17 protein-coding genes and 1 pseudogene are annotated in these 26,020 nt (G+C 32.1%); 16 read left to right on the top strand and 2 right to left on the bottom strand.

Features of this window, described 5'->3' with window-relative positions; genetic code table 11:
- Positions 1 to 143: 143 nt before the first annotated feature.
- The 7 genes from GMC_RS0104335 to GMC_RS0104305 all read left to right on the top strand — a co-directional run bounded on the left by GMC_RS0104335 (position 144) and on the right by GMC_RS0104305 (position 13,081).
- The gene (locus tag GMC_RS0104335) at positions 144 to 1,289 is read left to right on the top strand and encodes a FecR family protein (protein ID WP_010520985.1); all 1,146 of its coding nucleotides are present in this window, start codon (positions 144 to 146) and stop codon (positions 1,287 to 1,289) included.
- 164 nt (positions 1,290 to 1,453) lie between these two features.
- Positions 1,454 to 4,822 (top strand): SusC/RagA family TonB-linked outer membrane protein, encoded by a 3,369-nt coding sequence (locus GMC_RS0104330; RefSeq protein WP_010520984.1) that lies wholly within the window; start codon positions 1,454 to 1,456, stop codon positions 4,820 to 4,822.
- Between the two features lie 10 nt (positions 4,823 to 4,832).
- Positions 4,833 to 6,422 (top strand): RagB/SusD family nutrient uptake outer membrane protein, encoded by a 1,590-nt coding sequence (locus tag GMC_RS0104325; RefSeq protein ID WP_010520983.1) that lies wholly within the window; start codon positions 4,833 to 4,835, stop codon positions 6,420 to 6,422.
- Positions 6,423 to 6,546: 124 nt separating this feature from the next.
- A complete protein-coding gene (locus GMC_RS0104320) occupies positions 6,547 to 9,903 on the top strand; it encodes a VCBS repeat-containing protein (protein ID WP_010520982.1) in 3,357 nt (1,118 codons plus the stop codon).
- A gap of 378 nt (positions 9,904 to 10,281) precedes the next feature.
- The gene (locus GMC_RS0104315) at positions 10,282 to 11,082 is read left to right on the top strand and encodes a glycosyltransferase family 2 protein (RefSeq protein ID WP_010520981.1); all 801 of its coding nucleotides are present in this window, start codon (positions 10,282 to 10,284) and stop codon (positions 11,080 to 11,082) included.
- 38 nt (positions 11,083 to 11,120) lie between these two features.
- Positions 11,121 to 12,230: a glycosyltransferase family 4 protein gene (locus GMC_RS0104310; protein ID WP_029489596.1), complete on the top strand. Its 1,110-nt coding sequence runs from the start codon at positions 11,121 to 11,123 to the stop codon at positions 12,228 to 12,230.
- Positions 12,231 to 12,289: 59 nt separating this feature from the next.
- The gene (locus GMC_RS0104305; protein WP_010520979.1) at positions 12,290 to 13,081 is read left to right on the top strand and encodes a glycosyltransferase family 2 protein; all 792 of its coding nucleotides are present in this window, start codon (positions 12,290 to 12,292) and stop codon (positions 13,079 to 13,081) included.
- Here GMC_RS0104305 and GMC_RS19050 read toward each other — a convergent pair.
- Positions 13,078 to 13,734: a DUF1919 domain-containing protein gene (locus GMC_RS19050; RefSeq protein WP_010520978.1), complete on the bottom strand. Its 657-nt coding sequence runs from the start codon at positions 13,732 to 13,734 to the stop codon at positions 13,078 to 13,080. The two genes, GMC_RS0104305 and GMC_RS19050, sit on opposite strands and share 4 nt — an antisense overlap.
- 32 nt (positions 13,735 to 13,766) lie before the next feature.
- Positions 13,767 to 15,221, bottom strand: coding sequence for a hypothetical protein (locus GMC_RS0104295; RefSeq protein ID WP_010520977.1), 1,455 nt, complete (start codon positions 15,219 to 15,221; stop codon positions 13,767 to 13,769).
- Between the two features lie 134 nt (positions 15,222 to 15,355).
- On the opposite strand from GMC_RS0104295, the gene GMC_RS0104290 reads away from it, so the two are divergent.
- The 9 genes and pseudogenes from GMC_RS0104290 (at position 15,356) to GMC_RS0104250 (ending at position 26,019) form a co-directional block, all read left to right on the top strand.
- Positions 15,356 to 16,126, top strand: coding sequence for an MBL fold metallo-hydrolase (locus tag GMC_RS0104290; RefSeq protein ID WP_010520976.1), 771 nt, complete (start codon positions 15,356 to 15,358; stop codon positions 16,124 to 16,126).
- 9 nt (positions 16,127 to 16,135) lie between these two features.
- Complete coding sequence (locus tag GMC_RS0104285) at positions 16,136 to 16,636, top strand: hydrolase (protein ID WP_010520975.1); 501 nt, start codon at positions 16,136 to 16,138, stop codon at positions 16,634 to 16,636.
- Between the two features lie 90 nt (positions 16,637 to 16,726).
- Complete coding sequence (gene fabG, locus GMC_RS0104280) at positions 16,727 to 17,476, top strand: 3-oxoacyl-[acyl-carrier-protein] reductase (protein WP_010520974.1); 750 nt, start codon at positions 16,727 to 16,729, stop codon at positions 17,474 to 17,476.
- 58 nt (positions 17,477 to 17,534) lie between these two features.
- A complete protein-coding gene (locus GMC_RS0104275) occupies positions 17,535 to 19,565 on the top strand; it encodes a hypothetical protein (RefSeq protein ID WP_010520973.1) in 2,031 nt (676 codons plus the stop codon).
- A 159-nt stretch (positions 19,566 to 19,724) separates the two neighbouring features.
- On the top strand, positions 19,725 to 20,537 hold the full coding sequence (locus GMC_RS0104270) for a prohibitin family protein (protein WP_010520972.1): 813 nt from the start codon (positions 19,725 to 19,727) through the stop codon (positions 20,535 to 20,537).
- A gap of 5 nt (positions 20,538 to 20,542) precedes the next feature.
- On the top strand, positions 20,543 to 20,860 hold the full coding sequence (locus GMC_RS0104265) for a hypothetical protein (protein WP_010520971.1): 318 nt from the start codon (positions 20,543 to 20,545) through the stop codon (positions 20,858 to 20,860).
- 153 nt (positions 20,861 to 21,013) lie between these two features.
- Positions 21,014 to 21,358, top strand: coding sequence for a hypothetical protein (locus tag GMC_RS0104260; RefSeq protein ID WP_010520970.1), 345 nt, complete (start codon positions 21,014 to 21,016; stop codon positions 21,356 to 21,358).
- A gap of 216 nt (positions 21,359 to 21,574) precedes the next feature.
- A pseudogene (locus GMC_RS19045) lies at positions 21,575 to 23,213 on the top strand (ABC-F family ATP-binding cassette domain-containing protein).
- A gap of 100 nt (positions 23,214 to 23,313) precedes the next feature.
- Positions 23,314 to 26,019 (top strand): TonB-dependent receptor, encoded by a 2,706-nt coding sequence (locus tag GMC_RS0104250; RefSeq protein ID WP_010520968.1) that lies wholly within the window; start codon positions 23,314 to 23,316, stop codon positions 26,017 to 26,019.
- Position 26,020: the final 1 nt, after the last annotated feature.

Raw genomic sequence — 26,020 nt, 5'->3', positions numbered from 1 at the left:
ACATTTAATTTTTTTAGCCAAAATAGAATTGTATTGTTTAGATAATTAATTTTTTATTTAATTTTTTTTGCTATCGGAATAGTACAAATGTATCATTGAACTGTATTATTAAATGAATCGTCAATAAAACGGTTGCTCTAAAAATGAAAAAACTTCTTCAAAAATTTATTATCAATGAATGCACGGAAGCAGAAATTGACCAAGTAGTTGATTATTTTAAAAGCGCAACAAATTCTGATGAATTTCCATCTGTAGAGGAGGTAATAAATTTACTAGAAAATCATCCAGAAATTAATAACGAGACAAGACAAAAAATTTATCAAAATGTTATTAAAGCAACAGAGAAAAAAGAAGTAAATAAAATCCATTTATTTACATGGAAGTATGCTGCTGCTATCTTCATTGGTTTTTTAAGTATCGGCTTAATTTACAAACAGAAGTTTGTAGGTTTTGAAACCTTAAAAGATCAAAAAGTAGCATTTATTACATTAGAATTAGAAAATGGCGAGACTAAGATAATTTCAAAAAATGATCCAATTCATCTAAAAGATGAAAAGGGTAATATTTTTGGCAAGCAAAACAATAATAGTTTAGTTTACGAAAATCATTCAGTTGGCTCAAATAATTTAGTTCACAATACCCTAAAAATACCTTATGGTGAAAAATTTACATTGCAATTATCAGATGGCTCTAAAGTGTATTTAAATGCAGGATCTTCGTTAAAATACCCAGTTTATTTTCCAAAAGGGAGCGAGAGACAGGTAACACTTGTTGGGGAGGCTTATTTTGAGGTTGCTAAAGACACAATGCATCCTTTTATTGTAAATGCCGATGAACTAAATGTAAAAGTATTGGGAACAGAATTTAATGTTTCAAATTACCCTGAAGATGAAGCCTCTCAGGTAACACTTGTCGAAGGTGCTGTTGACCTTTATGCTAAAAATGAAAGAAAACAAACAAAAAATACTAAGCACACATTACTAAAACCAGGGTTTAAAGGAAGTTGCCATAAAAAAAGACATAATATAACAACTCAGGCTGTTAATACAAACAACTATACAGCATGGATGCGTGGTGAATTAGTTTTCAGGAATATGCGTTTTAGCAACATCTTAAAAAAACTAGAACGTCATTATAATGTAACCATTACAAATACAAATCAAAATTTTTCAGAGGATAGATTTAATGCAAGCTTTACAGATGTACCAATCGAGAAAATTTTGGAATATTTAAAAATGTCTTACGAAATCGATTTTGAGATTAATAATAAAAAAATAATCATTAACTAATATTTTATAAAAGCCTATGACAAACTAGATTTTTTTGACTAACAATCATGTCTCTTTTAATTAAAATAAATTTTAAAAAAAATCGGAAAATGGTGACGCATTTCCCGATTTAAATAGATGTGACTAACTAAAATTAATTAACCACTAACAAACTTCACAAAAGTATGAAAAAACTACTTAACGGATTCGTATACCCTTTTTTCTTATCAAAACTTGATTTAAAGGTGAACCTTAGTTTTCTGTTTATTGCCATTGCATTTATTGAAATACATGCAAATGTTTTCTATTCCCAGCAGACTAAAATTTCTTTAGATTTTGATAATATTACGGTAAACGAATTGATCAATGAAATTGAAAAGACTACGGAATTTAGATTTATCTATAAAATAAAAGATGTTGATTTAAATCGTTCCTTACAGATTAAAGTAAAGGACAAATTGATTACGGCAATTTTAGAAGAAGTATTTGGAGCTACAAAAACGTCGTTCAGAGTATTAGACAGGCAAATATTTCTAACCAAAAAAAAGCTGCCTACTACATCTAAAACTTTAAAAAGTACTGTAATAAGCAAAATGAACCAGCAATTTACAATCACAGGAACGGTTAAAGATGAATCAAATCAACCACTTCCTGGTGTTGATATTATGGTGGCAGGCACATCTACAGGTACTTCTACTAATTTTGACGGAGAATATATGATCAATGCCGCTGAAGGCGATGTGCTTCTTTTTACATATATCGGTTTTGTTGATCAGCGTATTACGGTAGGCACTACTAAAGTAATCAATGTTAATTTGGTAGAAGATTTACAAGAGCTAGAGCAAGTGGTAGTTATAGGTTACGGAACACAGAAAAAAAGTTTACTTACCGGAGCCATAACTAGCATAGGTAAAAAGGCGCTTAACAATAATACATTTACCAGAGCAGAACAAGTATTACAAGGAAGAACACCAGGAGTGTATATTGTTCCAAATTCAGGATCACCTGGAGCATCGCCTAATGTTAGAATCAGAGGAATATCTACTAATGGAAATTCAGATCCACTTTATATAGTCGATGGACTAAGAACTCGCGATATCGGAAGTATTGACCCTTCAGATATTGAAAATATGGAAGTATTAAAAGATGCTGCTTCATCAGCTATATATGGTGCCGAAGGAGGTAACGGAGTAATCATTATTACAACAAAAAAAGGAAAAGTAGGACGCGAGGAATTAACGTTTAGTTCTCAATATATAGTAAATACCTTACAAAATAATCCCGACCGCCTAAATGCCGAACAATATGTAACCTATTATGGTACCGAAGGACAACTGTATCCGGATATAGCATTAACTGGATTTGATACTAATTGGACCGATGAACTTTTTGAAACAGGATTTTTACAAAGAAATAATTTATCTTACAGTAAAGGTAGTGAACGCTCTAAAGTACACGTTTCTGCCTCTATACTGAATCAAGATGGTATTGTAGCAACTAATAAGGATGAGTTTAAGCGATATACAATTCGTTTAAATGGGGAACATCAATTTAAAAATTGGTTAAAAATAGGAAATAACATATCGTATATACGTTCGGAAAGGTCAACAATTCGCGAAAATGATCAAACCAACGGAGTTATATCTTCTGCATTAGCGTTAGATCCGCTAACTCCAGCAGTATACCCTAATGAAGCAAGTATTTTACCGACTACCAGAAATGCCATAGGTGATAATTTTGATTTACTTTTAAGAAATGAAGATGGTCTTATTTTTGGAAACAGTCCTTACAATACAAGTATGAATCCCTTGGCACGTATTGCTTCTACAGACGGTATAACTAAGGTAGATCGTATTTTAGGAAGTGTTTTTGGTGAATTTAAATTATTTGAAAGCCTAAAGTTTACATCAAGATTCAGTATTGATTCTAACGTTTCAAATGAACATAGTTGGATACGACAATTTTTTTACAATCCCAATCATAGGGGAGATGTTTCTAGTGTAAGAGAGGAAAATGATTTCAACTTTTTTTGGCAATGGGAAAACTTTTTAAGTTTTAATAAAAGCTTTGGAGAACATAACGTGGATGTAGTTTTGGGGACTTCAGCTCAAAAAGCAGAATTCAGAACAACAATTTCAAGCGGAGCTCCTTTAGCATTAAATGATGAAAGGTATAGCGAATTTGATTTTGTTGCTAATCAGGATTTATCATTTGTAGCAGGTAATTTTAATACTTCCACTCAAGGGTCGTATTTTGGGAGATTGCAGTATAATTATAAAGATAAATATTTATTACAAGGAACCATTCGTAGGGATGCGGCAAGTACGTTCTTTTTACCAGCGGATAATAAATGGGGAACGTTTCCATCATTTTCAGCAGGTTGGGTAGTATCTGAAGAAAACTTTTTTAGCACAGATGCTGTAGTCAATTTCTTAAAATTACGAGGAAGCTGGGGCGAAAATGGAAGTCTTTCTAATTTAGGAAACTTCTCATATTTTGGATTTTTAACCAGCCAAAACTTAAATTATACGGATAGTGAAGGTAATTTATTAACTGCAATAGAACCATCTAGACTGGATAATTTTGATCTTACATGGGAAACAAGCCAGCAAGTTGATTTTGGTTTGGATATGAGGTTGTTGAATAATAAATTGACTTTTACAATGGATTATTATAAAAAAACAACAAAAGATTTGTTAACCCCAAATACACCTCCTTTGGAAGCTGGAAACGAGGCATCTTTTATTAATGCAGGTAACGTGGAGAATAAAGGATTTGAATTTTCATTGGGGTATAAAGATCACTTGGGTGATTTCAACTACGGAATTTCTGTCAATTTAAGCACGCTTGATAATGAGGTCACTTTTTTAAACCCAACACTAGATCGATTGGCAGGAACAACTTCTAATGGAAATTGGATATCCACTTGGGTGGAAGAAGGCTTCCCGCTTTGGTATTTCAGGGGTTTTAAAACCGATGGTATTGATCCTCAAACTGGTGATCCTATTTTTGTTGATACCGATGGTGAAGATGGAATTACAGCAGCAGACCAAACTTACATAGGCGATCCGCATCCAGATATTATTTATGGCGGAACACTGAGTTTGGGTTACAAGAATATTGATCTCAATATATTTGTACAAGGTGTTGCAGGAAACGAAATACTCAACGGATTGATAAGATCGGATATACCTGGTCAAAACTTACCTGTGGATTGGTTTTCTAACAGGTGGACACCTACAAATACAAACGCATCAAGGCCAAGGGCTAACTATTCTGGTAACGGATTTCAAAGTGATTTGCTGGTTGAAGATGGTTCTTATTTTAAAATCAGACAAATACAATTGGGATACACGCTTCCTAAATCGCTGACTCAAACACTGGCAATATCAAAAATAAGAACTTATATTTCACTTGAAAATTACTTTACGTTTACAAAATACACAGGTCTTGATCCGGAATTAGGTGCCTCCACGGCTAACAGTATTGGAGTGGATAAAGGCTTTTATCCAAATCCACGAAGTTTCATTTTTGGTGCAACAGTATCATTTTAAAAATAGCATTATGAAAAAATCAATTTTAAAAATATCTTTTCTGCTAGTTATCATAGCAGCATTGGGGTTTATTATTTCTTGTTCTGAAGAGTTTTATGAAAATGAGCTTAGAGGAGCTGAAGTAGCTGATAATTTTTATCGAACAGATGACGAAGCTTTGCAAGGTGTTTTAGCGGCTTATATGACACTAGGATCCTCTTATGCTTTTATTTGGGAAACGCCTTGGACGTATAGATCTTTGATGGGTGACGAAATGGCGGCAGGGGGATTGGCAAGAGGTTCAATTGCACAGTATGAAATTATAAATGAATATAATTTTGATGCCAATAACGACCATTCCAGTAAAATATTTTCCAATATGTATAATGGAATTAACCGAACCAATGTTGTATTGGATAATATGGTAGTAGATACACCTGGTAAAGCTATTGTATCAGGAGAAGCTAAGTTTTTAAGAGCCGCTAATTATTTTGATTTAGTTACCCTTTTTGGAGAAAAAATACCTTTGGTAACTAAGATATTAAGTACTGAAGAGTTTCAACAATCTCCGGCTGAAGTTGGTGCTATTTGGAGTCAAATTGAAAAAGACCTTACCGAAGCTATAGCTGCACTGCCTTTGAAAAGTGCTTTTGTGCCAGCTATGAAATTCCGTGCAAACAAAGGAGCAGCGCAAGCACTTTTAGGCAAAGCGTATTTGTATCAGCAAAAATATGATTTGGCTGCAACGCAATTTGAAGCGGTCATTAACTCAGGGCAGTTTAATTTAATTAGTGATTATTCCAGACTTTGGCGGAAAGAGCAAGAGTTTGGTGCCGAATCCCTTTTTGAATTATCTTATACTGATGCTAAAGGGAATAATTTAGGAGGGTATAATTGGGGAGAATCAAAATTTAATACGGATAATGTTTTGATGCTTCAATTTGCTCCAAGAATTGAAAATTTTGATAATATGGGTACTATTGGTCAGGAACCAGGTTTTGGAGCGGGATACCCTTTAAGTACTATATTTGATGCTGCCACAGAAGCTGGAGATGATATTAGGAGAAAAGCGGTAATGACGGAAGAAGAATTTTTAGGCGATGGTGTAACATTTAAAGTCCCTAGAGAAAATATCTATGGTTATTTCGGTCTTATCAGAACAAAACTGGCGCAATTTTTAGATGAGGCGCAAGGACCTATAATTACCTTGAATAACGGAACAAATTGGCGTTATTTAAGGTATGCCGATGTGTTGCTGATGGCGGCAGAAGCGCAGGTATTAAAGAACGGTCCAGATTTTAGTAAAGCACAGGGCTATATTAATCAGGTACGGAGTAGAGTAGAACTTGATGATATTACTACCGCCGGACCTGAACTAATGGAGGTTATTATTAAAGAAAGACAACTGGAGTTATCATTTGAAGGTGCTCGTTTTCCTGATTTGATCCGTTGGAATGCGGCAGGAATAATTTCAGAATCGGAATTGACCAATATTTTAGGCAGTGTTACAGGAGAACTTACCGAACGTAAAGCTTTTGAAGATAAACATAAATTATTACCAATCCCTCAGTTGGAACTAAATACTAATCCAAATATAGAACAGAATCACCCTGATTGGTAATATAAAAACTAATATAATTCACAAGGTAAATAGGCTGTTGAGCTGTATTATAGTTTCAATGGTCTATTTTAATGTTATAAAAAGTTTTTGAAGTATCAAAATTACTAATAGTTAACACTCTATTATGATAAGTTTAAGTGAAAAATGGATACGTTTATTTTTTTTAAGTTTAGTTTTTAACGTATGTTTTTGTTGTAAAAATAAATCTACCAAACAACATTCAATAAGCAAAACTAAACAAAGCTTGTTGTTTCAATCGATTCCAGCCTCTGTATCTAACATCAATTTTGTCAACGTATTAAAAGAATCAGAAGATGCCAATTATTTCAAGTATATCTATTTATATATGGGAGGAGGAGTTGCTGCAGGTGATATAAATAACGATGGATTAATTGATCTTTATTTTACTTCTAACTTAGCTAAAGATAAGCTTTATTTAAATAAAGGAAATTTTGTATTTGAGGATATTACCGCTAAGTCAGGAATAAAACATTTGGATGATTTTCATACAGGTGTAACTATGGCCGATATAAATAATGACGGTTTTTTAGATATTTATGTATCCAGAGGCGGCTGGAATGAAAAAGGGGATCACTTCGCAAACATGCTATACCTAAATAATGGTAATGAAACTTTTAGTGAAAGTGCAGTGGAATACGGCCTTGCTGATGAAAATAGAAGTATTCAAGCCACTTTTTTTGATTACGATAATGATAATGATTTGGATGTTTACGTGTCCAATGCACCAATGGGGAAGGTACGATCGAGTGTATTGCCGTTGAATTATTTTTATAAAAATCCTAGCACACTAAAGCTAAAAGGTTCGGATCGTTTTTATGAAAATGATGGTACAGGACATTTTGAAGATGTATCTGAAAAGGTTGGTCTTGTTTACGATGTAGGATTTGGTTTAAATCCGCAAGTTGGAGACTTGAACAATGATGGTTTTTTGGATATTTATGTCAGTAATGATTTTAATGCTCCTGATTTGGCATATATCAACAATGGAGACAAAACATTTACTGAATCTGGAAAAACTTACTTCAAGCACATGTCTTTTAACAGTATGGGCAGCGATATTTCTGACTTAAATAATGACGGTTTGCCCGATCTAGTTACGCTTGATATGAATCCACAAGATTATGTTCGTTCAAAAACCACCATGGCAATGACGCCCCTGGATAAGTTTGAAAATATGGCAAAAAACGGTTATCATTATCAATACATGCATAATATGTTACACTTAAATAATGGAAACGGTACATTTAGTGAAACGGGTAATATGGCGGGGATAGCAAATACAGATTGGAGTTGGTCAGTATTAGCTGCTGATTTTGATTTGGATGGTTATAAAGATTTGTACATAACCAATGGAGTATTTAGGGATGTTATTGATAGGGATAAAAACAATGAAATTGAAAAGTTACTTAGGAGTTATGGAAGGGAACCCGAACCTGAGGATCAACTCAAATTTGCTCAAATGTTGCCGCAACAAAAGCTGAAAAATTATTTTTTTAAAAATAACGGAAATACAACATTTGAAAATACCACATTAGCGTGGAATGATCCCAGAGCTAGTTTTTCAAATGGAGCCACTTATGCAGACCTTGATAATGATGGCGATTTAGATATTGTAATTAATAATATTAATGATCCCGCTACAATGTTGAAAAATAATGCGGTGGAATTAAAAAAAGGAAAATTTTTAAAAATTGATTTTAAAGGACCTAAAAATAATACGAACGGGGTAGGAGCAAAAGTGATCGTGTATTTTACAGATGGTACATTTCAAGTACAGCAAGCGATCAATTCAAAAGGATACCTTTCAAGTGTGTCATCAGGGCTTTATTTTGGTTTTCAAAAAAATAAGGAAATTGATCAAATAAAGATCATTTGGCCTGATAAAAAAACTCAATCTCTGGAAAAAGTTACTGCTAATCAACAGTTGCAAGTGGTTTATGCTAATGCAAAAAATAATAGCCCTGTAAATGAAGAATCGACAGCGATGTTTAGTAAATTAGTTTTTGATGCCAGCCATAGCGATCCTTATTTTAATGATTACGATTATCAGGTATTGTTACCTCATAAATTATCAAATACAGGACCATTTTCAGCCTCATCAGACGTAAATGGAGATGGACACATGGATCTATTTATAGGAGGTGGAAAAAATCAAGCAGCAACTTTATTTTTAGGTGATTCAAATGGTCATTTTGTGCCTAAAAAAAATAAAGCTTTTATTAACGATAGTGGTTTTGAGGATCAGAGCGCAGTATTTTTTGATGCTGACCAGGACGGAGATCACGATTTGTATGTGGTGAGTGGAAGTTACGAGTTTGTGGGTTCTACTACTTTTTTACAAGATAGATTATACCTAAATGATGGGGAGGGAAATTTTGAACGTAATTTGGATGCGCTCCCGCAAATAAATAGTGCGGGTTCCGTAGTAACTCCATCGGATTATGATCAGGATGGCGATATTGATTTATTTGTTGGCGGTAGGGTTAAACCTAAAAAATATCCTCATCCGCCAACTAGTTATTTATTGGAAAATGAAGGAGGAAAATTCAAAGAGGTTACTAAAAAGATGGCAGAAAATCTTCAACATATCGGAATGGTAACTGATGCTGTATGGAAAGATATTGATAATGATAATTTGCCAGATTTGATAGTCACAGGAGAGTGGATGGGAATTGAGGTTTTTATAAATTCCAATGGAAAATTTGTTAAAAGCGCGGTTTATAAAACATTATCCGATACTACTGGATGGTGGAATAAACTTTTAGTAGAAGATGTAGATACAGACGGAGATTTAGACATTATTGCTGGTAATTTGGGGCTCAATCATAAGTTTAAAGCTTCTAATTCACATCCTTTTCGTATTTATACTGAAGATTTTGATAAAAACGGAAGTCAGGATGTATTGTTGTCCAAAGAGTATAAAGGGAAACAAGTACCTATACGTGGTAAAACCTGTATGACGCAACAATTACCTTATTTAAAAAACCGTATTGGATCCTATCAGGATTTTGCAAGCCGTGACTTACAAAGTATACTTGGTAAGCAATTAAATCAGTCATTGCAATATGATGTCACCGAATTCCGATCGGGTATATTTCTAAATAACGGAGACAATAATTTTAAATTTAAACCTTTTATACTAAATGCTCAACAAGCCCCAATTAATAGTATAGTATATCAAGATTTGAATTTTGATGGAATTAAAGATTTATTGCTTGCAGGAAATAATCACCAAGTTGAGGTGGAAACAACGCGTTCCGACGCAGGAATAAGCACTTTATTATTAGGAACAAAAAAGGGAACGTTTAAATATGTTTCAAATGCTAAAACTGGTCTTTACTTGGATAAAGACATACGTGCCATGGAAACAATTGAAACTGCTGATAAATTGTTTTTAATTTCAATTAATAATAATACTGACCACGAATTATACGTAGTGAATAAAGATAATGATAAATAGGTATTTTTCGTCCTTATCTTACAACCTTATTCATGAAAATTAGTAGAACATGCATTTATTAAAAAAAAGATCTTTCATACAAGTATTTGAAATTTATGCATAAATAAGTGAAGTCTTAGTAAAATATCAAAAAAAAATTAATAAGGTTTTAGTAATGTTATGTAGTTTTACACCTTTTAAAATTAATTTGATAGGAGGGTGTTACAACTTTTGCCAAATGTTTAAAATACATCCATATTAAACTTGGTAAATCTTTTGTAGCAGTTACTTTTAAAGCTTGAATTCAAGAAATTTCAATTTATTGTTTCAAATAATTAGATTAGCAAAGTCGTAAAAAGCAAAACTAAATTATTAATTTTATATTCTAATTTATCTTCAATGAATAATAGTGGAGTAACTGTATTAATATCGACTTACAATTGGCCTTTAGCATTAGAACTAACTTTAAACAGTTTAGTTAATCAATCAATACTTCCAAATGAAATAATTATTGCCGATGATGGATCTTCAAGCGATACAGAGAAACTAATCCAGAAATATAAAAATAAAGTAAATATTCCTATTATACATTGTTGGCAAGAAGACAAAGGCTTTAGATTAAGTTTAATTAGAAACAAAGGGCTGTTAAAGTGTAATTTTGATTATATAGTACAAATTGATGGGGATATTATATGCCATAAAAAATTTATTGAAGATCATTTGTTTTACAGAAAAAAAGGATTTTTCCTAAGTGGTAAACGTTGTAATTTAAGTGAAGAAGACACTATAAATACGTTGCAGACTAAAACATTGGTGTTATCTAAAAGTACGCTTAATAATAATAAAATTCAGTTTAAAAAACGATTGGGTATTATATTTAAAATTTTAAGACCAAATTTTGTAAATAAATTAGTAAAAACTCCGATTAGAGGATGTAATATGAGTTATTGGTTACAGGATGCAAAATCAATAAATGGTTATAATGAAAATATTGTAGGGTGGGGAAAAGAAGATGACGAATTTTCATTAAGGCTAAATAAATACGGAGTGAAAAGAAAAAGTTTAAAGTTTGGAGCAATAGCTTATCATTTGAAACATGAGATGCGAGATTTAAAAAACTTAGAAAGAAATGAATTTCTTTTTAAACAAAGTATAAAATCAGATGATTTTAAAGCAAAAAATAGTGTAATTGGTAAATAAATTTGAAGCTAACGCTTTTGAATTTAATTAATTTAAATATGAAAATATTACATATTAGTGGAGCAAAGTCTTGGGGGGGGAATGAACAACAATTGGTCGATATAATACCAGAATTAGAAAAAAATGAGATTGAAAATGTAGTTTTTGGAGTGAAAGATTCACCTCTTTATACCTATTGTGAGGTAAATAAAATAGATTTTATTAAGGCAAAAGAAACCAAATTAAATAAATTTGTAAATTATAAATTTCTAAAGAAAATAGTAAACGAAGAGCGACCAGATTTAATTCATTTGCATACTAATAACGCTGTTACAGTATTTGTGATTTCGGATATATTATATAGGTTAAAAACTCAAGCTGTTTTTTCAAAAAAGGGTATGGGTAGAAGCATGAGTTTTTTAAGTATTCTCAAGTATAATTATAAAAATATAAAATCTATAATTTGTGTTTCAAATTTTGTAAAAAGTGAAATGTCTAAAAATGTAATTTGGAAAAAAAATCATTATAAATTGAATGTTATTTACGACTCAATTAATCAAAATAGGTTAAGTAATGTTCACCCTCAAGATATTAGAAAACTTTATAATATAAATGTTGAGGATAAGATTATTGGTAACATAGCAAATCATACTTCAGCGAAAGATTTAATAACTCTTTTAAAAGCGATATCATTTATAGTTCATAGTTTAAATTTTAAAAATTTTAAATTAATTCAGATAGGTGAATTTTCAGATCTAACTGAAGATTTAAAAAATAGTATTCGCGAACTAAAAATTGAGAATTATGTTGTTTTTACAAACTTTATAGATCAAGGATATTTGCATATACAATACTTTGATGTTTTTGTAATTAGTTCTGAAAGGGAGGGAGGTCCTACAGCTGCTCTAGAAGCCTTTTTTTACAGAACACCAGTCATTTCAACAAAAGTAGGTGTTTTAAAAGAATGTATTGAAGATAATTTTAATGGTTTGCTTGTAGATGTAAAAGATTATAAAGAGCTAGCAAAAAAAATAGTAGAAGTTTTAAAAGTTGAAAATCTTGGAGTAAAATTGGCAGACGCTGCAAAAATAACTTTAAATAACAAATTTACAATTGAGAAAATAACGAGCCAATTAATTGCAGAATATTATAAAGAGGTGAATTATTAAATTTAATAATAAAAGTACTGCAAAAATTATTATGATTTATTAAATATTAATACAAAACTTTGAAAACTGCCTTACTAATTTCCACATACAATTGGCCAGAAGCTTTAAACTTAGTTCTTAAAAGTGTTCTCAATCAAAGTGTATTTCCAGATGAGATTTTAATTGCTGATGATGGATCTTCAAAAAAAACGAGAGAATTGATTGAAGATTTTAGAAATCTAAGTCTATTAAATGTTAAACATGTATGGCAAGAAGATAAAGGCTTTAGAAAATCAAAAATTTTAAATAAGGCAATTACTGCAACTAAAGTAGACTACATTATAGAAGTTGATGGAGACTGTATTTTACATAAGGATTTTATTAAAGATCATAAAAGATTAGCTCTACCTGGTCATTTTCTGTTTGGGAGTAGAGTAAATATTCAACAGTTTTATTTGATAGAGTTATTTAAAAAATCGAAAATAAATTTTAATTTTTTTTCAAAAGGTATCAAAAAGAGGGCTCGGGCTATTAGAATTCCTTTTCTAGCTAATTTATTTAAAGGAAATGATCAGCTTTCTAAAAAGCTAAGAGGATGCAATTTGTCTTTTTTTAGAAGTGATTTTATAAAAGTAAATGGTTATAATGAAGATTTTGAAGGGTGGGGTAAAGAGGATTCAGAACTCGCTATACGTTTGTTGAATAGCGGTTGTCTAGGAAAAAGGATTAAATATAGTGGTATTGTTTTTCATATTTGGCATAAGGAAAAGCCTAGAAATAAACTAAAAGAGAATGAAAATTTACAGAAATTGATAGCTACTCAGAAATCCACATTTTGCGATAATGGAATCTATAAGAATAAATACAATTAGATTACCTTTAAAAAATATTTTAATCTATTATAATAACTATTTGTCAATATTCCACTATCTATCCACTTGAAAATATCTATATACCTGAACGAGCATCTAAAAAGTTTTAAGCCATCGGGAACAGTTGAGTTGTTTTGATTTTCTTTTACTTTAATATGATTTTTAATTTCTAAATTCTTCAAGCCAAATGAAATTTTATTTTTGAAGGGTAATTGGTGAAATTTTAATAGAATTTCATTATCAGTTAAATCTCTATCACAAATTTTAAAAAAATAATTATTTTTATTTTTTGTTTCTAACATTCTAACAACTCTTCGATTCCATTTTAAAGACGCTTCTTTTTTATTTTTATAATGTAAAAAATGAATCTCAACATCTACTAAAAATCCTACAGGGTAATCAAGAGGTTTGTCAATCCATTTAGATTTGGATATAAAAGATAATTTACTATTTAAATAATAATCAAAATTAGATAACAATTTTAGATAATCTGGTCCGAAAATAAATAAACCAACAAAAGGCGTATTGTATTGTACTCCTAATCTTTTGTACACTTCCGCACCCCAGCAGTTGTTTGAAACAACTACAAATTTATTGTCATTGTATAGCTTTCTGTCATAATTTACAAAGAATTTTCGTATTAAATTTTTCATTCTTAGAATAGGGTAGGGACTGTTTAATAATCTTAAAAATTTCTTATACTCACTTCTCTATAATTAAATAAGCCTTTATCTTTTATAATTTCAGGAATTCCCTCTGGCAATGCTTTTTCCCAACCAGGTTCACGTTCTTTAATTTTCTGGAGTACTTCTCTGGAAAAGATATCCAAGTATTTTGGATTGTAATTTTCTAGGTCTTTTAGTTTTTTGTTATGCTTAAAAAACTTGTAAAGCTCCTTGATGTGTTTATCTAAAATAAGGTTATGACTATTGGTAATCTCTCCAGTATCATGGTTTTTTAAAGGATACATATATACAATCAAATCCTTATAAAATAGTTTTCCGAAAGCCTCTAAAATACCTCCGCTTAATTGTCGGTAGTATTTTTCATTAAAAATTTCAATAAAATTATTGACTCCCATAGCCAAAGACATCTTTTCTTTGGAGTAATTTGAAAAATATTCTACCAGTTTATAATATTCTTTAAATTTTGAAATTAGCACTGTTTGTCCCAAATTGCATAACAAACGGGCACGATCCATAAAATCAGTCTCGTCAATTTGACCTTCGGCCATAAGGTTTGATAAGGTAATTTCAAAAACTACCTGAATTTTTTCAGGGTTTACTTTATCCTCTTTTTTAAACATGTCATATGAGCATTCTAAAATGTCCATATTTACTCTGGTCACGGGTCTAAAACTTCCGCGTAAAGCTAAAATGTTCTTTTTGTATAAAATACGTGCAGGCAATACATTATTACCGTCAGGACCAAACATAATAGCTTCGGTCATGCCGTTTTTAACTAATTGCAAACTCATTAATCGATTGTCCACATCTTTAAAAACAGGCCCCGAAAAATTAATAGTATCAATCTCTAGTTTATCTTTATCAATATGATCGTACAAATAGAGTAGCAATTTTTTAGGATTATCATATTTGTAGTAAGCACCATAAATTAAATTAACTCCTAAAACTCCTAAAGTATTTTGTTGATGACGGGCATCATTTTCATGAAATCGGACGTGTAACGTAATTTCGTTGTATTCTTTTTGAGTAGGATCCGTTTGGTAACGAATGCCGACCCAACCATGACCTTTGTATTTTTTTGCAAAATCAATAGTAGCAACAGTGTTTGCGTAGCTAAAAAACATTTTTTTAGGATGTTTTTCTCTTGAAATACGCTGTTCCATGTGCTTCATTTCCTTTTCAAGCATGGTACGCAAGCGTAATTCGGTAACGTAACGTCCATCTTTTTCAACACCATAAATGGCATCACTAAAATCTTTGTCATACGCACTCATTGCTTTGGCTATAGTGCCTGAGGCACCACCAGCTCTAAAAAAATTACGAACCGTCTCTTGTCCTGCACCAATTTCATTAAAGGTACCATAAATATGCTCATTCAAATTAACGCGTAAACATTTACTTTTTATAGAAGGTACTGGATCAAAATCACGATCACCAATAAGAGTAATAGCCATATACAATATTTTAAGGTACGTGTAAAGTTAGTAATCCAAACGAGAACAAAAAATACTAGAACTAATTTTATGAAATTAATAATAGTACACTGTTTTTCGTTCTAAATTGTGTTAATTTGTGAAAAAATAAACTGTTGAAAATTACATTTCTTGGTACCGGAACCTCGCAAGGTATTCCAATTATAGGGAGTACTCATCCCGTTTGTTTAAGTGATAATTTTAAAGACAAACGCTTGCGTTGTTCGGCAATGATTACTTGGGATGATAATGTGTATGTAATTGATTGCAGCCCAGACTTTAGGCAGCAAATGCTTAGGCAAAATGTATCAAAAATAGATGGTATATTATTCACACACGAACACACCGATCATATTATTGGTTTGGATGACATTCGTCCGTTTTTTTACCGACAAAAAAAGGACATCCCTTTGTACGCTGATGAACGGGTTTTTAAAGCATTAAGCAGTAGGTTTCATTACATTATTGATTCACAAAATAAATATCCGGGAACGCCCAATGTACGGCAAACAGTTATTAGTGCAAAAAACACAATTCAGTTACAAAATAAAAAAGTACAGCCTATTGATATTATGCACGGTAATTTGCCTATACTAGGATTTCGTGTTGATAATTTAGTGTATTTGACCGATGTAAAAACTGTACCTGAACATTCTTATCAGCATTTAAAAAATATTGATATATTAGTTGTAAATGCTTTACGCGAAGAAGCGCATTTTTCGCATTTTACGCTTGAAGAAGCCTTAGCGTTTATTAGAAAAATACAACCCAAACGTGCTTATTTAACTCATATTAGTCATTTGCTAGGCTTTCATGATGAAGTGGAAAAAAGTTTACCTTCAAATGTTTTTTTAGCTTACGATGGCTTGGAGTTAGAATTTAATTAATTTTTTAGAATGAAAAACAGTAAAATTTTTATTTATCTATTTGGTTTAGCTGTATTGTATATTTTGTTTCAACACCGAAATGCAAGTAAAAAAATAGATTTGGATTCGCAGCGAATTTCTAAACTTGAAAAAAAATTAGAAAAAGCTAAAAAAGTAGCAGATTCCTTAGATAATGAAACCTTGGAATTAAGTTATTTCACTTTACGTCACGACGAATATGCTTCGGAATATATTGAGGATTTAGGCATTACCGTTCCACAAATTGAAGGTTTGGTACTGGATGCTTTAATAGAAAACAATAGCGTTGATAATGATAACCCACTAGTTCCTGTGGCAGGAATGAGTGGTCCAACTCGTATTGATCGTGTTAAATTGATTAATCATAAGTGGGCTATTGCCGATTTTACAGATAGTGAATATTGGGGGCAGGTACTTTACAAATATGATTTTTCAAAAGACCGTACGTTAAGTTTTGAAACTATCGCTTCACACATATACCCCAAGCATTAATCATGCAAACTATATTATTTAAAAAGGAATTAACGCCATGATTTTGGGAATTACTATATTTGGTAATTATAAAAACAGTAAATAAAACTAATGAAACTTTTACAAGGAAAGAACGCAATAATTACAGGTGCAAGTAGAGGTATAGGTAAAGGAATTGCTCAAATTTTTGCTCAGCATGGGGCAAACGTAGCATTTACATACAGCTCTTCTGCGGCAGCGGCAGAAGAATTAGAAAAAGAACTTATTGAATTAGGAGTACAAGCAAAAGCATATAAAAGTAATGCTGCTAATTTTAATGATTCGCAGGAATTAGTAGCAAATATCCTTAAGGATTTTGAAGGAGGAATAGATATTTTAATAAACAACGCTGGGATTACTAAGGATAATTTGTTGATGCGTATTAGTGAAGACGACTTTGATAAAGTAATTGAGGTCAACCTTAAGTCGGTATTTAACATGACTAAAGCGGTACAACGCACAATGCTAAAACAACGCAAGGGATCTATTATAAATATGAGTTCGGTAGTAGGAGTAAAAGGAAATGCGGGACAAACTAATTATGCGGCTTCCAAAGCAGGAATCATTGGTTTTTCAAAATCAGTGGCATTGGAATTAGGATCACGAAATATCCGTTGCAACGTGGTAGCACCAGGTTTTATTGAAACTGAAATGACAGCAAGTCTTGATGAAAAGGTGGTTGAAGGCTGGAGAGCTGGAATTCCATTAAAAAGAGGAGGAACACCCGAAGATATTGCAAATGCTTGTGTATATTTGGGTAGCGACTTAAGTGCTTACGTAACAGGGCAAGTACTTAATGTTGATGGCGGAATGTTGACATAGCCAAAAGTTGTCATTATATTACATCACACCCCAGGTAGGGTACAATTAAAATAAAAAATTGGCTACACAAACAGTACTATTAATAATTGCATCAGCAGTCGTGGCACTGTTAGTAGCTATTTTTCAATATTTGTATAAAGCGAAAAGTAAGTCAAAAAAGACATTACTTTTCGCTTTTTTGCGCTTTTTAACCGTATTTGTAATTCTGGTTTTATTGATAAATCCGCAGGTATCAGTTACCAAAACTACTACGGAAAAGCCTGATTTAATTTTATTGACCGATCAATCAAAATCAATAGAATATTTAAATCTTCAGCAATCACTAACACAAACACTAGCAAAATTTAATCAAAGTGCTGATTTAAAAGAACGTTTTGCTATTTTTAGTTATGGATTTGGGGAACAATTATCAGATAGTGTTGTTGACAATCTCAACAGCGGACAAACACAAATTTTTAATAGCTTAAAAAATGTTCAAAAAATACACCGAAAGGCGCAGTCGCCTATTGTTTTATTGACCGATGGGAATCAAACCTATGGCTCGGATTATTCTTATTATAAAAGTAACCATGAACAACCTATTTACAGTGTCCCTTTTGGAGATACCACTCGGGTGGAAGATTTAAAAATTACCCGCATAAACGCCAACAAATATGCTTATTTAAACAATAAATTCCCCATAGAAGTATTAGTCAACTATGCAGGTAAATCAAGTAAAAAATCTGAATTGCAAGTGTATAAAGGCAAACAGCTAGTGTTTAAAAAGCAATTGTCATTTGATATACAAAAAACATCTGAATTTGTTGATTTTACTGTAAAAGCTACCCAGGTAGGATTGCATAGCTATACCGCTCGTATTTTACCCTTTACGGGAGAAAAGAATCAGGATAACAATAGTAAAAGTTTTGTGGTTGAAACAATTGATCAAAAAACAAATGTATTGTTAGTAAGTGATATCATACACTCAGACATTGCTGCCTTAAAAAGAACTATAGAAAGTAACGAAAGGCGTTCGCTAACAGTAAAAAAAGCAAGTGAAGTTAATAGTTTGGAAGGTTATCAGTTGGTTATTGCATACCAGCCTAAACCTACTTTTAGACCAGTTTTTGATTTGATAGCTAAAAAAGGAGCGCAATTATTAACCATTACAGGTAAGCAAACTGACTGGACTTTTTTAAATAGGTTGAAAAGAAATTATCAAAAAAATGATTCAAATCAGGATCAGGAAATTATTGCCATTTTATCCGATAATTTTACAGTTTTTAATACAGATCAATTTGATTTGAAAGACTATCCTCCGTTGGAGAGTAGTTTTGGTCAGGAAACCTTACTGCCACCTTTTGAAAGCTTGTTATTCAAAAAGATAGCAAATGTAGCTACAACCGATCCATTACTTGCTTTTTGGGAGAATGATGCGGCAAATGAAGCTGTACTTTTTGGAGAAGGTTTCTGGAAATGGCGCCTGGCAAATTTTAAAAGAGATGGAGATTTTAAAAAGTTTGATGATTTTTTTGGGAAAATAATTCAATTTTTATCCAGTAAAAAAGAACGAAAACGCCTAACAGCTAATTATGAGTCTACTTACTATACTTCAAATGCAATTAAAATAACGGCAGGATATTTTAATAAAAACTACGAGTTTGATACCAAAGGGAAATTATTGTTAATGATCACTGATACAAATACAGCATCGATCAAAAAATTACCCATGGTTTTAAAAGGTAATTACTACGAGGCTGATTTAAGTGATCTGCCTGCTGGTAATTATACATTTTCAATCAATGCTGAGGGGACAAAACTAAAAACGTTTGGGCGGTTCAATATTTTAGATTTTGATATAGAAAAACAATTTTTCAGCCCCGATATTGAAAATCTTTCTGCGTTAAGCGTTAAAAATAATGGGGCGCTGTTTTATCCAAATCAAATAGATCAATTAATTGAAACCTTAATTAAAAGTGATCAATTTAAGCCAATACAAAAATCGAGGCAAGAAAAACTCCCACTAATATCCTGGAAATTCATGCTAGCATTATTATTATTTTTGTTAAGTGTAGAATGGTTTTTAAGAAAATATAACGGACTTATTTAAAATAAATTTCGGTTACAATAGCTCAAATAGATTTAGTATAAACATCTCAGTTTTTCTTTAAATAAATCATATATTGGAGTATTCAAAACTATAAATACCAGAAGAAAGACACAAAATTAACACAGTACTATAAAGTACTATTTATAAAATTTAAAAGCAATGGACAGATTACCAAAAATTGGAATACCACTAATAATACTTTTAGTTTTTACCATTATTTTTATATCAAAATCAACCATAACAATTGATTCTGGTAAAGCTGGTGTTTTGTACAAAACATTTGCTAATGGAGTGGTTACGGATGAACCTCCGCTGGGTGAAGGATTTCATTTTATAGCACCCTGGAACAGTGTTATTTTGTATGAAGTAAGACAACAGGAGGTGTTTGAGAAAATGCAGGTATTATCCTCCAATGGATTGGAAATTAAGCTAGAAGCTTCGGCTTGGTATAAGCCAAAATATGGAGATTTGGGTAAGCTACACCAGGAAAAAGGTAAAAATTATTTGGCAAGAATTATTCAACCCGCTATCCGCTCCGCTGCGAGGAGTGTTGTTGGACGATATACTCCTGAGCAATTATACTCAAGTAAAAGAGATGTAATTCAAAAAGAAATTTTTGATGAAACAAAAAAAATTGTAGGCAAGCAATACATTGATTTGGAAGAAATTTTAGTAAGAGATGTAACATTGCCACCAACTATAAAAGATGCCATTGAGCGTAAGCTAAAGCAAGAACAAGAATCGTTAGAGTATGAATTTCGTTTGACAAAGGCTGCAAAGGAGGCTGAAAGACAAAAGATCGATGCGGAAGGTAAAGCTACGGCAAATAAAATTTTAAGTGCTTCGTTAACCGATAAAATTCTTCAGGAAAAAGGCATACAGGCTACTATTGAGTTATCCAAATCACCAAATTCAAAAGTGATTGTGGTGGGTTCAGCAAAAGATGGTTTGCCACTTATTTTAGGAAAATAATTTAAATGAGAATAAAAAATTTTATTTATCCCACAATTAAAATGGTAATTGTGGGATTATTTGTGCAGTCAACTGTGAGTTGTACTGCACTTTTTGGACCTGCTAATTTTGCAAACGAAAGTACGGTATATCAAAAGCGTATGCAACAAGGAGGTACCCTTTTAAAATCACGTTACGTATCAGGAACGTTTCATAAAAGTATTGACGTAGATGATAAAAGTACTTTTGTTTCAGTGGCATACAATAAAAGTTTTACACGAAAAAGTGTAGTGTATGCTTATGGGGGGTATTCGCATTTTGGTACTATTGATATTGCTGACTGAACATTTTCAATAAATGATCCTTCCGGAACTTTTAATACAATTAGTGAAACCATTAATATTAGTACTAAAAATTTCTACGGTGCTGGTCTTTCAGCAGAAATTGCTTACAATATTCCATTCAAAAAAGTAGACTGGCGCATTATAGGCGCAAAATTGACAGTACAATATGAAGATGGAAGTTATGCTGACTTAAGAAAAGAGTTGGCAAGGATTGAAACTGTGGCTGAGGACGATGATTTTCCGATTGTTGAAATAGATTTTATTGACTTAGCGCCCCAAAAGCGAAGTATAAATTTAAGTGCTATAAGTGAGCTAATCTTTAGGGTTGATACTGATTCAGAATTAGGTTTTTGGAGTAGTATAGGCAGAGGAAATCAAATTTTAACCACCGCTACAGGTCTATATTTTTCGCAAAATAAAATAACTGGAAAACTCAGTTGTCACACGTCCTTTGCACAAGGAGTAACCTTTAGCACGGGTGTTAGTTATAAGTTTTAATCCATAGTAAAAGCAAATAATCTATTTCGAATTGTAACGAGTTTACTTAAATTTTGTCTTCGACAACTGTTATACTCCATTTTTTGTAGCTTTACTATACTTAAATTTAATAAGAGACTTCCTTTTTTAGAAGTCTCTTATTTTTACGCTCTTTGCTTAGTATAAAATTACAATTGAATCATTCTTTTCCTATTTTCGCAACACATAAAAAATAATATGATTTCAATAGATAGTTTAGCGGTAGAATTTGGTGGTGAAGCGTTGTTCCAAGATGTTGCTTTTACCATAAATGAAAACGACAAAATTGCCTTGATGGGTAAAAATGGTGCGGGAAAATCTACAATGATGAAAATTATTGCAGGCACGCAAAAAGCTACCCGCGGAGGTGTTCGTTTTCCTAAAGATATTGTTATTGCCTACCTTCCGCAACACTTACTTATCGAAGATGACTGCACGGTCATGGAAGAAGCTTCAAAAGCATTTAGTCATATTTTTGAAATGCGCGATGAAATGGATCGTTTAAATAAAGCATTGGAAACGCGTACTGACTATGATTCTGATGCTTACATGAAAATTATTGAAAAAGTTTCGGAATTAGGCGAAAAGTTTTATGCAATTGAGGAGGTTAATTATGAAGCAGAAGTTGAAAAGGCATTAAAAGGTTTAGGCTTTAAAGCCGAAGATTTGCACAGAGCTACCAGTGAATTTAGTGGCGGATGGCGAATGCGTATTGAGCTGGCTAAAATTTTATTAAAAAAGCCTGATTTGATATTGTTGGATGAGCCAACAAATCATGTTGATATTGAGTCTGTAATTTGGTTGGAAGATTTCTTATTAAACAAAGCCAAAGCCGTTATGGTAATTTCTCATGATAAAACCTTTATTGACAATATAACCAATCGTACTATTGAAATTACTATGGGAAAAATTTACGATTATAAAGCAAATTATTCCCATTATTTAGAATTAAGGAAGGATCGCCGTGCGCATCAAATAAAAGCCTATCAGGAGCAACAAAAATTTATTACCGATACGCAAGCATTCATTGACAAATTTAAAGGGACTTATTCAAAGACCAATCAAGTTAGGGATAGGCAGCGCATGCTCGAAAAACTTGACATTATTGAAATTGATGAAGTGGATACTTCAGCGTTAAAATTACGATTTCCTCCCGCACCTCGATCTGGCGATTATCCAGTTACTGTTAAGGATCTTTCAAAAAAGTATGAAGATCATATCGTATTTAAGGAAGCAAATATGTCTATCTCCCGAGGCGAAAAAGTTTCATTTGTTGGCAGAAACGGCGAAGGGAAGTCAACTATGATAAAAGCCATTATGAAGGAGATTGAAGTTGATGGTATTTGCGAGCTAGGTCACAATGTAAAAGTGGGTTATTTTGCTCAAAATCAAGCTTCATTACTTGATGAAAATTTAACCATATTTCAAACGGTTGATGAAGTTGCTAAAGGGGATGTACGTACGCAGATTAAAAATATTTTAGGGCGATTTATGTTTAAAGGCGATGATATTGATAAAAAAGTGAGCGTACTTTCCGGAGGTGAAAAAACAAGATTAGCCATGGTAAAATTACTATTGGAGCCAGTCAATCTATTAATATTAGATGAGCCTACTAACCATTTGGATATAAAATCAAAAGATGTGTTGAAAGAGGCCTTAGTTTCCTTTGACGGTACATTGATATTGGTATCTCATGATCGTGCATTTTTTACAAGGACTTTCAAAAAAAGTATTTGAGTTTAAAAATAAAAGAGTAATTGAGCATTTTGAAACAATAGATGATTTTTTAGTTCGTAATAGAATTGAAAATTTGAATGAGATTGACTTACAGAAGTAGATTAAAAAGGTACTTTATCGATTTTGTAGTTTAAATTTAACATAAGATTATCATAATCATCTAAAAAATGTATTTTTGATTTTCATATTAAAATTGAACTATGACAAAACATTACTCAAGTGGTCATTTTTTTGCTTGGATAATTAGTAACTTTTGTTTTTTATTTGCCACTGCTCAAATTGAATCAGAAGTCAGCGGTTTTAAAGGAAAAGTGTTGGATCAATTTGGAGCACTTCCTGGCGCTACGGTTTACATTAAAGAAACTGGAATTGAAACAAAAACTAACGTTGCAGGGGATTTTTTTTTAGCTCACAAACCTGGAAAATACACCCTAAAAGTTGACTATTTATTATACAAATCTTTCGAAAAAATAGTTGCTTTAAAAACAGGTGAATTTAAAGAATTTAATATCACCTTAATACCTGATTTGGATGATGATCAACCTATTTCATTAGGTTCCCGATCAAAGCCAAAAAAATTATCAGAAACTATAGCACCAGTTGATGTAATTTATTCTAAAGATATTGCAAATTCATCGCAAATGGAATTAGGACAGTTATTACATTTCTTATTACCTTCTTTTCACTCCACTCATCAAACCATATCGGACGGTACGGATCACATTGACCCAGCGACTTTAAGGGGGTTGGAACCAGACCAGCTGTTAGTATTAATAAATGGAAAAAGAAGGCATTCCTCGTCATTAGTTAACGTTAACGGAACAATTGGTCGTGGATCAGTTGGGACTGACTTTAATGCCATTCCGGTATCCGCCATTGAAAGGGTTGAAGTTTTAAGAGATGGTGCAAGTTCACAATATGGATCTGATGCTATTGCTGGAGTGGTAAATATTATTTTAAAAAGCCAGACGGAAAGTATTATAATTGAAAGTGTTGGAAGCGTCAATCAAGCAGGTGATGGACAAAATTTTTACACTTCGGGTAATGCAGGATTTAAATTAGGGAATAATGGTTTTGTTAATGTTTCAGCAGAGTATCGAGATCGTGAAGCCACCAATAGGTCTGGAAATTATACAGGAACAGTTTTTGGCAGTTCCGAAACTAACCAACAATTAAATGATTTTTTTGATCAAACTGGTTTTGGTGACCGTAGAGTTATGCAAGTTGGTAATGCAGCAACTCGTAATTTGGCATTACAATTTAACTCAGAATTTAAAATTGGAACGCAGTCGACAGTTTATGCATTTGGAGGTCGAAATTATAGAGAGGGTAGAGCACGAGCTTTTTACAGGTTTCCAAATGATGAAAGTAAAGTAATTACTGAACTTTTTGAAAATGGATTTTCTCCTGAAATTTTTACTGATATTCAAGATGATGCTATAACACTCGGAATTAAAGGAAAAAAGAATGACTGGAATGTAGATTTTAGTCATACAATTGGTAAAAATAGTTTGGACTATACCGTTAACAACTCCAACAATGCATCGTTAGGTATCATATCGCCCAAAACATTTTATGCAGGAGGGTTTATTTATAGTCAAAACGTAACCAATTTAGACTTTTCAAAACCTTTTGATTTTTTGGAAGGTTCTAATTTTGCATTTGGTGCGGAATTGCGTGTGGAAAATTATGAAATTATTGCAGGAGAGGAGGCATCCTATATCAATGGAGGAGAAACTTTTATTGAAAACGGCGAAGTTATTCCAAGAAGCATTGGAGCACAAGGTTTTCCTGGATTTATGCCTGAAAATGAATTAAATAAATTTAGGACTAACAGTTCAGGGTATATTGAATTTGAATCAAAAATTTCCAAGCAATTACTGGCTGTTATTGGAGGGCGTTATGAAACTTTTAATAGTTTTGGCTCGCAAGGAACCTGGAAATTTTCTACGCGATACAAACCTAAAACGGACATCACGTTTCGGGGTTCCCTATCAACTGGTTTTAGAGCACCTTCATTGCATCAATTTTTTTTTAATAATACGAGTACACAATTTTCAAATGGGGAAGCTTTTAATGTAGGAACATTTAATAATTCAAGTGCTGCTGCAGAAAGTTTAGGTATTGAACCTTTACGCCCTGAATTATCAAAACATTTTAGTTTAGGTTTTACCACAAAATTCTTAGATAAATTTAATTTGTTTATTGATGGATATATTGTTGAAATTAATGATCGTATTGTGTTATCAAATCCTATTGATGAAGGATTTGAAGCTTTATTACAACCGTTTAACTTAGATAGAGCCCAGTTTTTCACAAATGCTATTGACACCCGTACAACCGGAATAGATGTTAAAATAGACTATAATATGCTATTAGGAAAAGGGATGTTACATTCCGTACTTTCAGCAAATTTTTCTAATACGGATATTTTAGGAATACCAAGGACTTCCGCCCAAATAGCCAATCAAAATCAGGAAATTTTTAATAGAGAAGAAAGGTCGCGAATTGAAACAGGACAGCCCAATTTTAAAATTAATTTTTCAAATATTTATGAAGTTGAAAATTTTTCATTTACTTTAAACAACAATTTGTTTGGTAGTGTTATTTATAAACATCCAACGGATGGAAATCCTGATAATTGGACGCTAAATGAGTTTTCAGGGATCATTGAAAGTCGTGACCAAAAGTTTTCCCCTAAATTGGTTACAGATGTTACTGTAATTTATAATTTTAATGACTTTGTACAAATTTCAGTAGGTTCAAATAACGTCTTTAACGTATTTCCTGATAAACATAAACATTCCGATAATGTTAATCAAGGAAGGTTTATTTATAGCCGCAGAGTACAACAATATGGAGTAAAAGGAGCAAATTACTTTGCTAGATTATTACTAAAATTATAAT

This window comes from Aquimarina agarivorans (assembly GCF_000218485.1).
Classification (GTDB): Bacteria; Bacteroidota; Bacteroidia; order Flavobacteriales; family Flavobacteriaceae; genus Aquimarina; species Aquimarina agarivorans.
The sequence above is the reverse complement of the archived record's forward strand: the minus strand, read 5'-3'. Positions and strand labels throughout refer to the sequence as shown.

Excerpts from the sequence above, each read along its gene's own strand:
- GMC_RS0104330 (WP_010520984.1), top strand. The coding sequence starts at position 1,454 with ATGAAAAAACTACTTAACGGATTCGTATACCCTTTTTTCTTATCAAAA.
- GMC_RS0104250 (WP_010520968.1), top strand. The coding sequence starts at position 23,314 with ATGACAAAACATTACTCAAGTGGTCATTTTTTTGCTTGGATAATTAGT.
- GMC_RS0104320 (WP_010520982.1), top strand. The coding sequence starts at position 6,547 with ATGATAAGTTTAAGTGAAAAATGGATACGTTTATTTTTTTTAAGTTTA.
- GMC_RS0104310 (WP_029489596.1), top strand. The coding sequence starts at position 11,121 with ATGAAAATATTACATATTAGTGGAGCAAAGTCTTGGGGGGGGAATGAA.
- GMC_RS0104265 (WP_010520971.1), top strand. The coding sequence starts at position 20,543 with ATGAGAATAAAAAATTTTATTTATCCCACAATTAAAATGGTAATTGTG.
- GMC_RS19050 (WP_010520978.1), bottom strand. The coding sequence starts at position 13,734 with ATGAAAAATTTAATACGAAAATTCTTTGTAAATTATGACAGAAAGCTA.
- GMC_RS0104270 (WP_010520972.1), top strand. The coding sequence starts at position 19,725 with ATGGACAGATTACCAAAAATTGGAATACCACTAATAATACTTTTAGTT.
- GMC_RS0104325 (WP_010520983.1), top strand. The coding sequence starts at position 4,833 with ATGAAAAAATCAATTTTAAAAATATCTTTTCTGCTAGTTATCATAGCA.
- GMC_RS0104285 (WP_010520975.1), top strand. The coding sequence starts at position 16,136 with ATGAAAAACAGTAAAATTTTTATTTATCTATTTGGTTTAGCTGTATTG.
- GMC_RS0104295 (WP_010520977.1), bottom strand. The coding sequence starts at position 15,221 with ATGGCTATTACTCTTATTGGTGATCGTGATTTTGATCCAGTACCTTCT.
- GMC_RS0104335 (WP_010520985.1), top strand. The coding sequence starts at position 144 with ATGAAAAAACTTCTTCAAAAATTTATTATCAATGAATGCACGGAAGCA.
- fabG (WP_010520974.1), top strand. The coding sequence starts at position 16,727 with ATGAAACTTTTACAAGGAAAGAACGCAATAATTACAGGTGCAAGTAGA.
- GMC_RS0104315 (WP_010520981.1), top strand. The coding sequence starts at position 10,282 with ATGAATAATAGTGGAGTAACTGTATTAATATCGACTTACAATTGGCCT.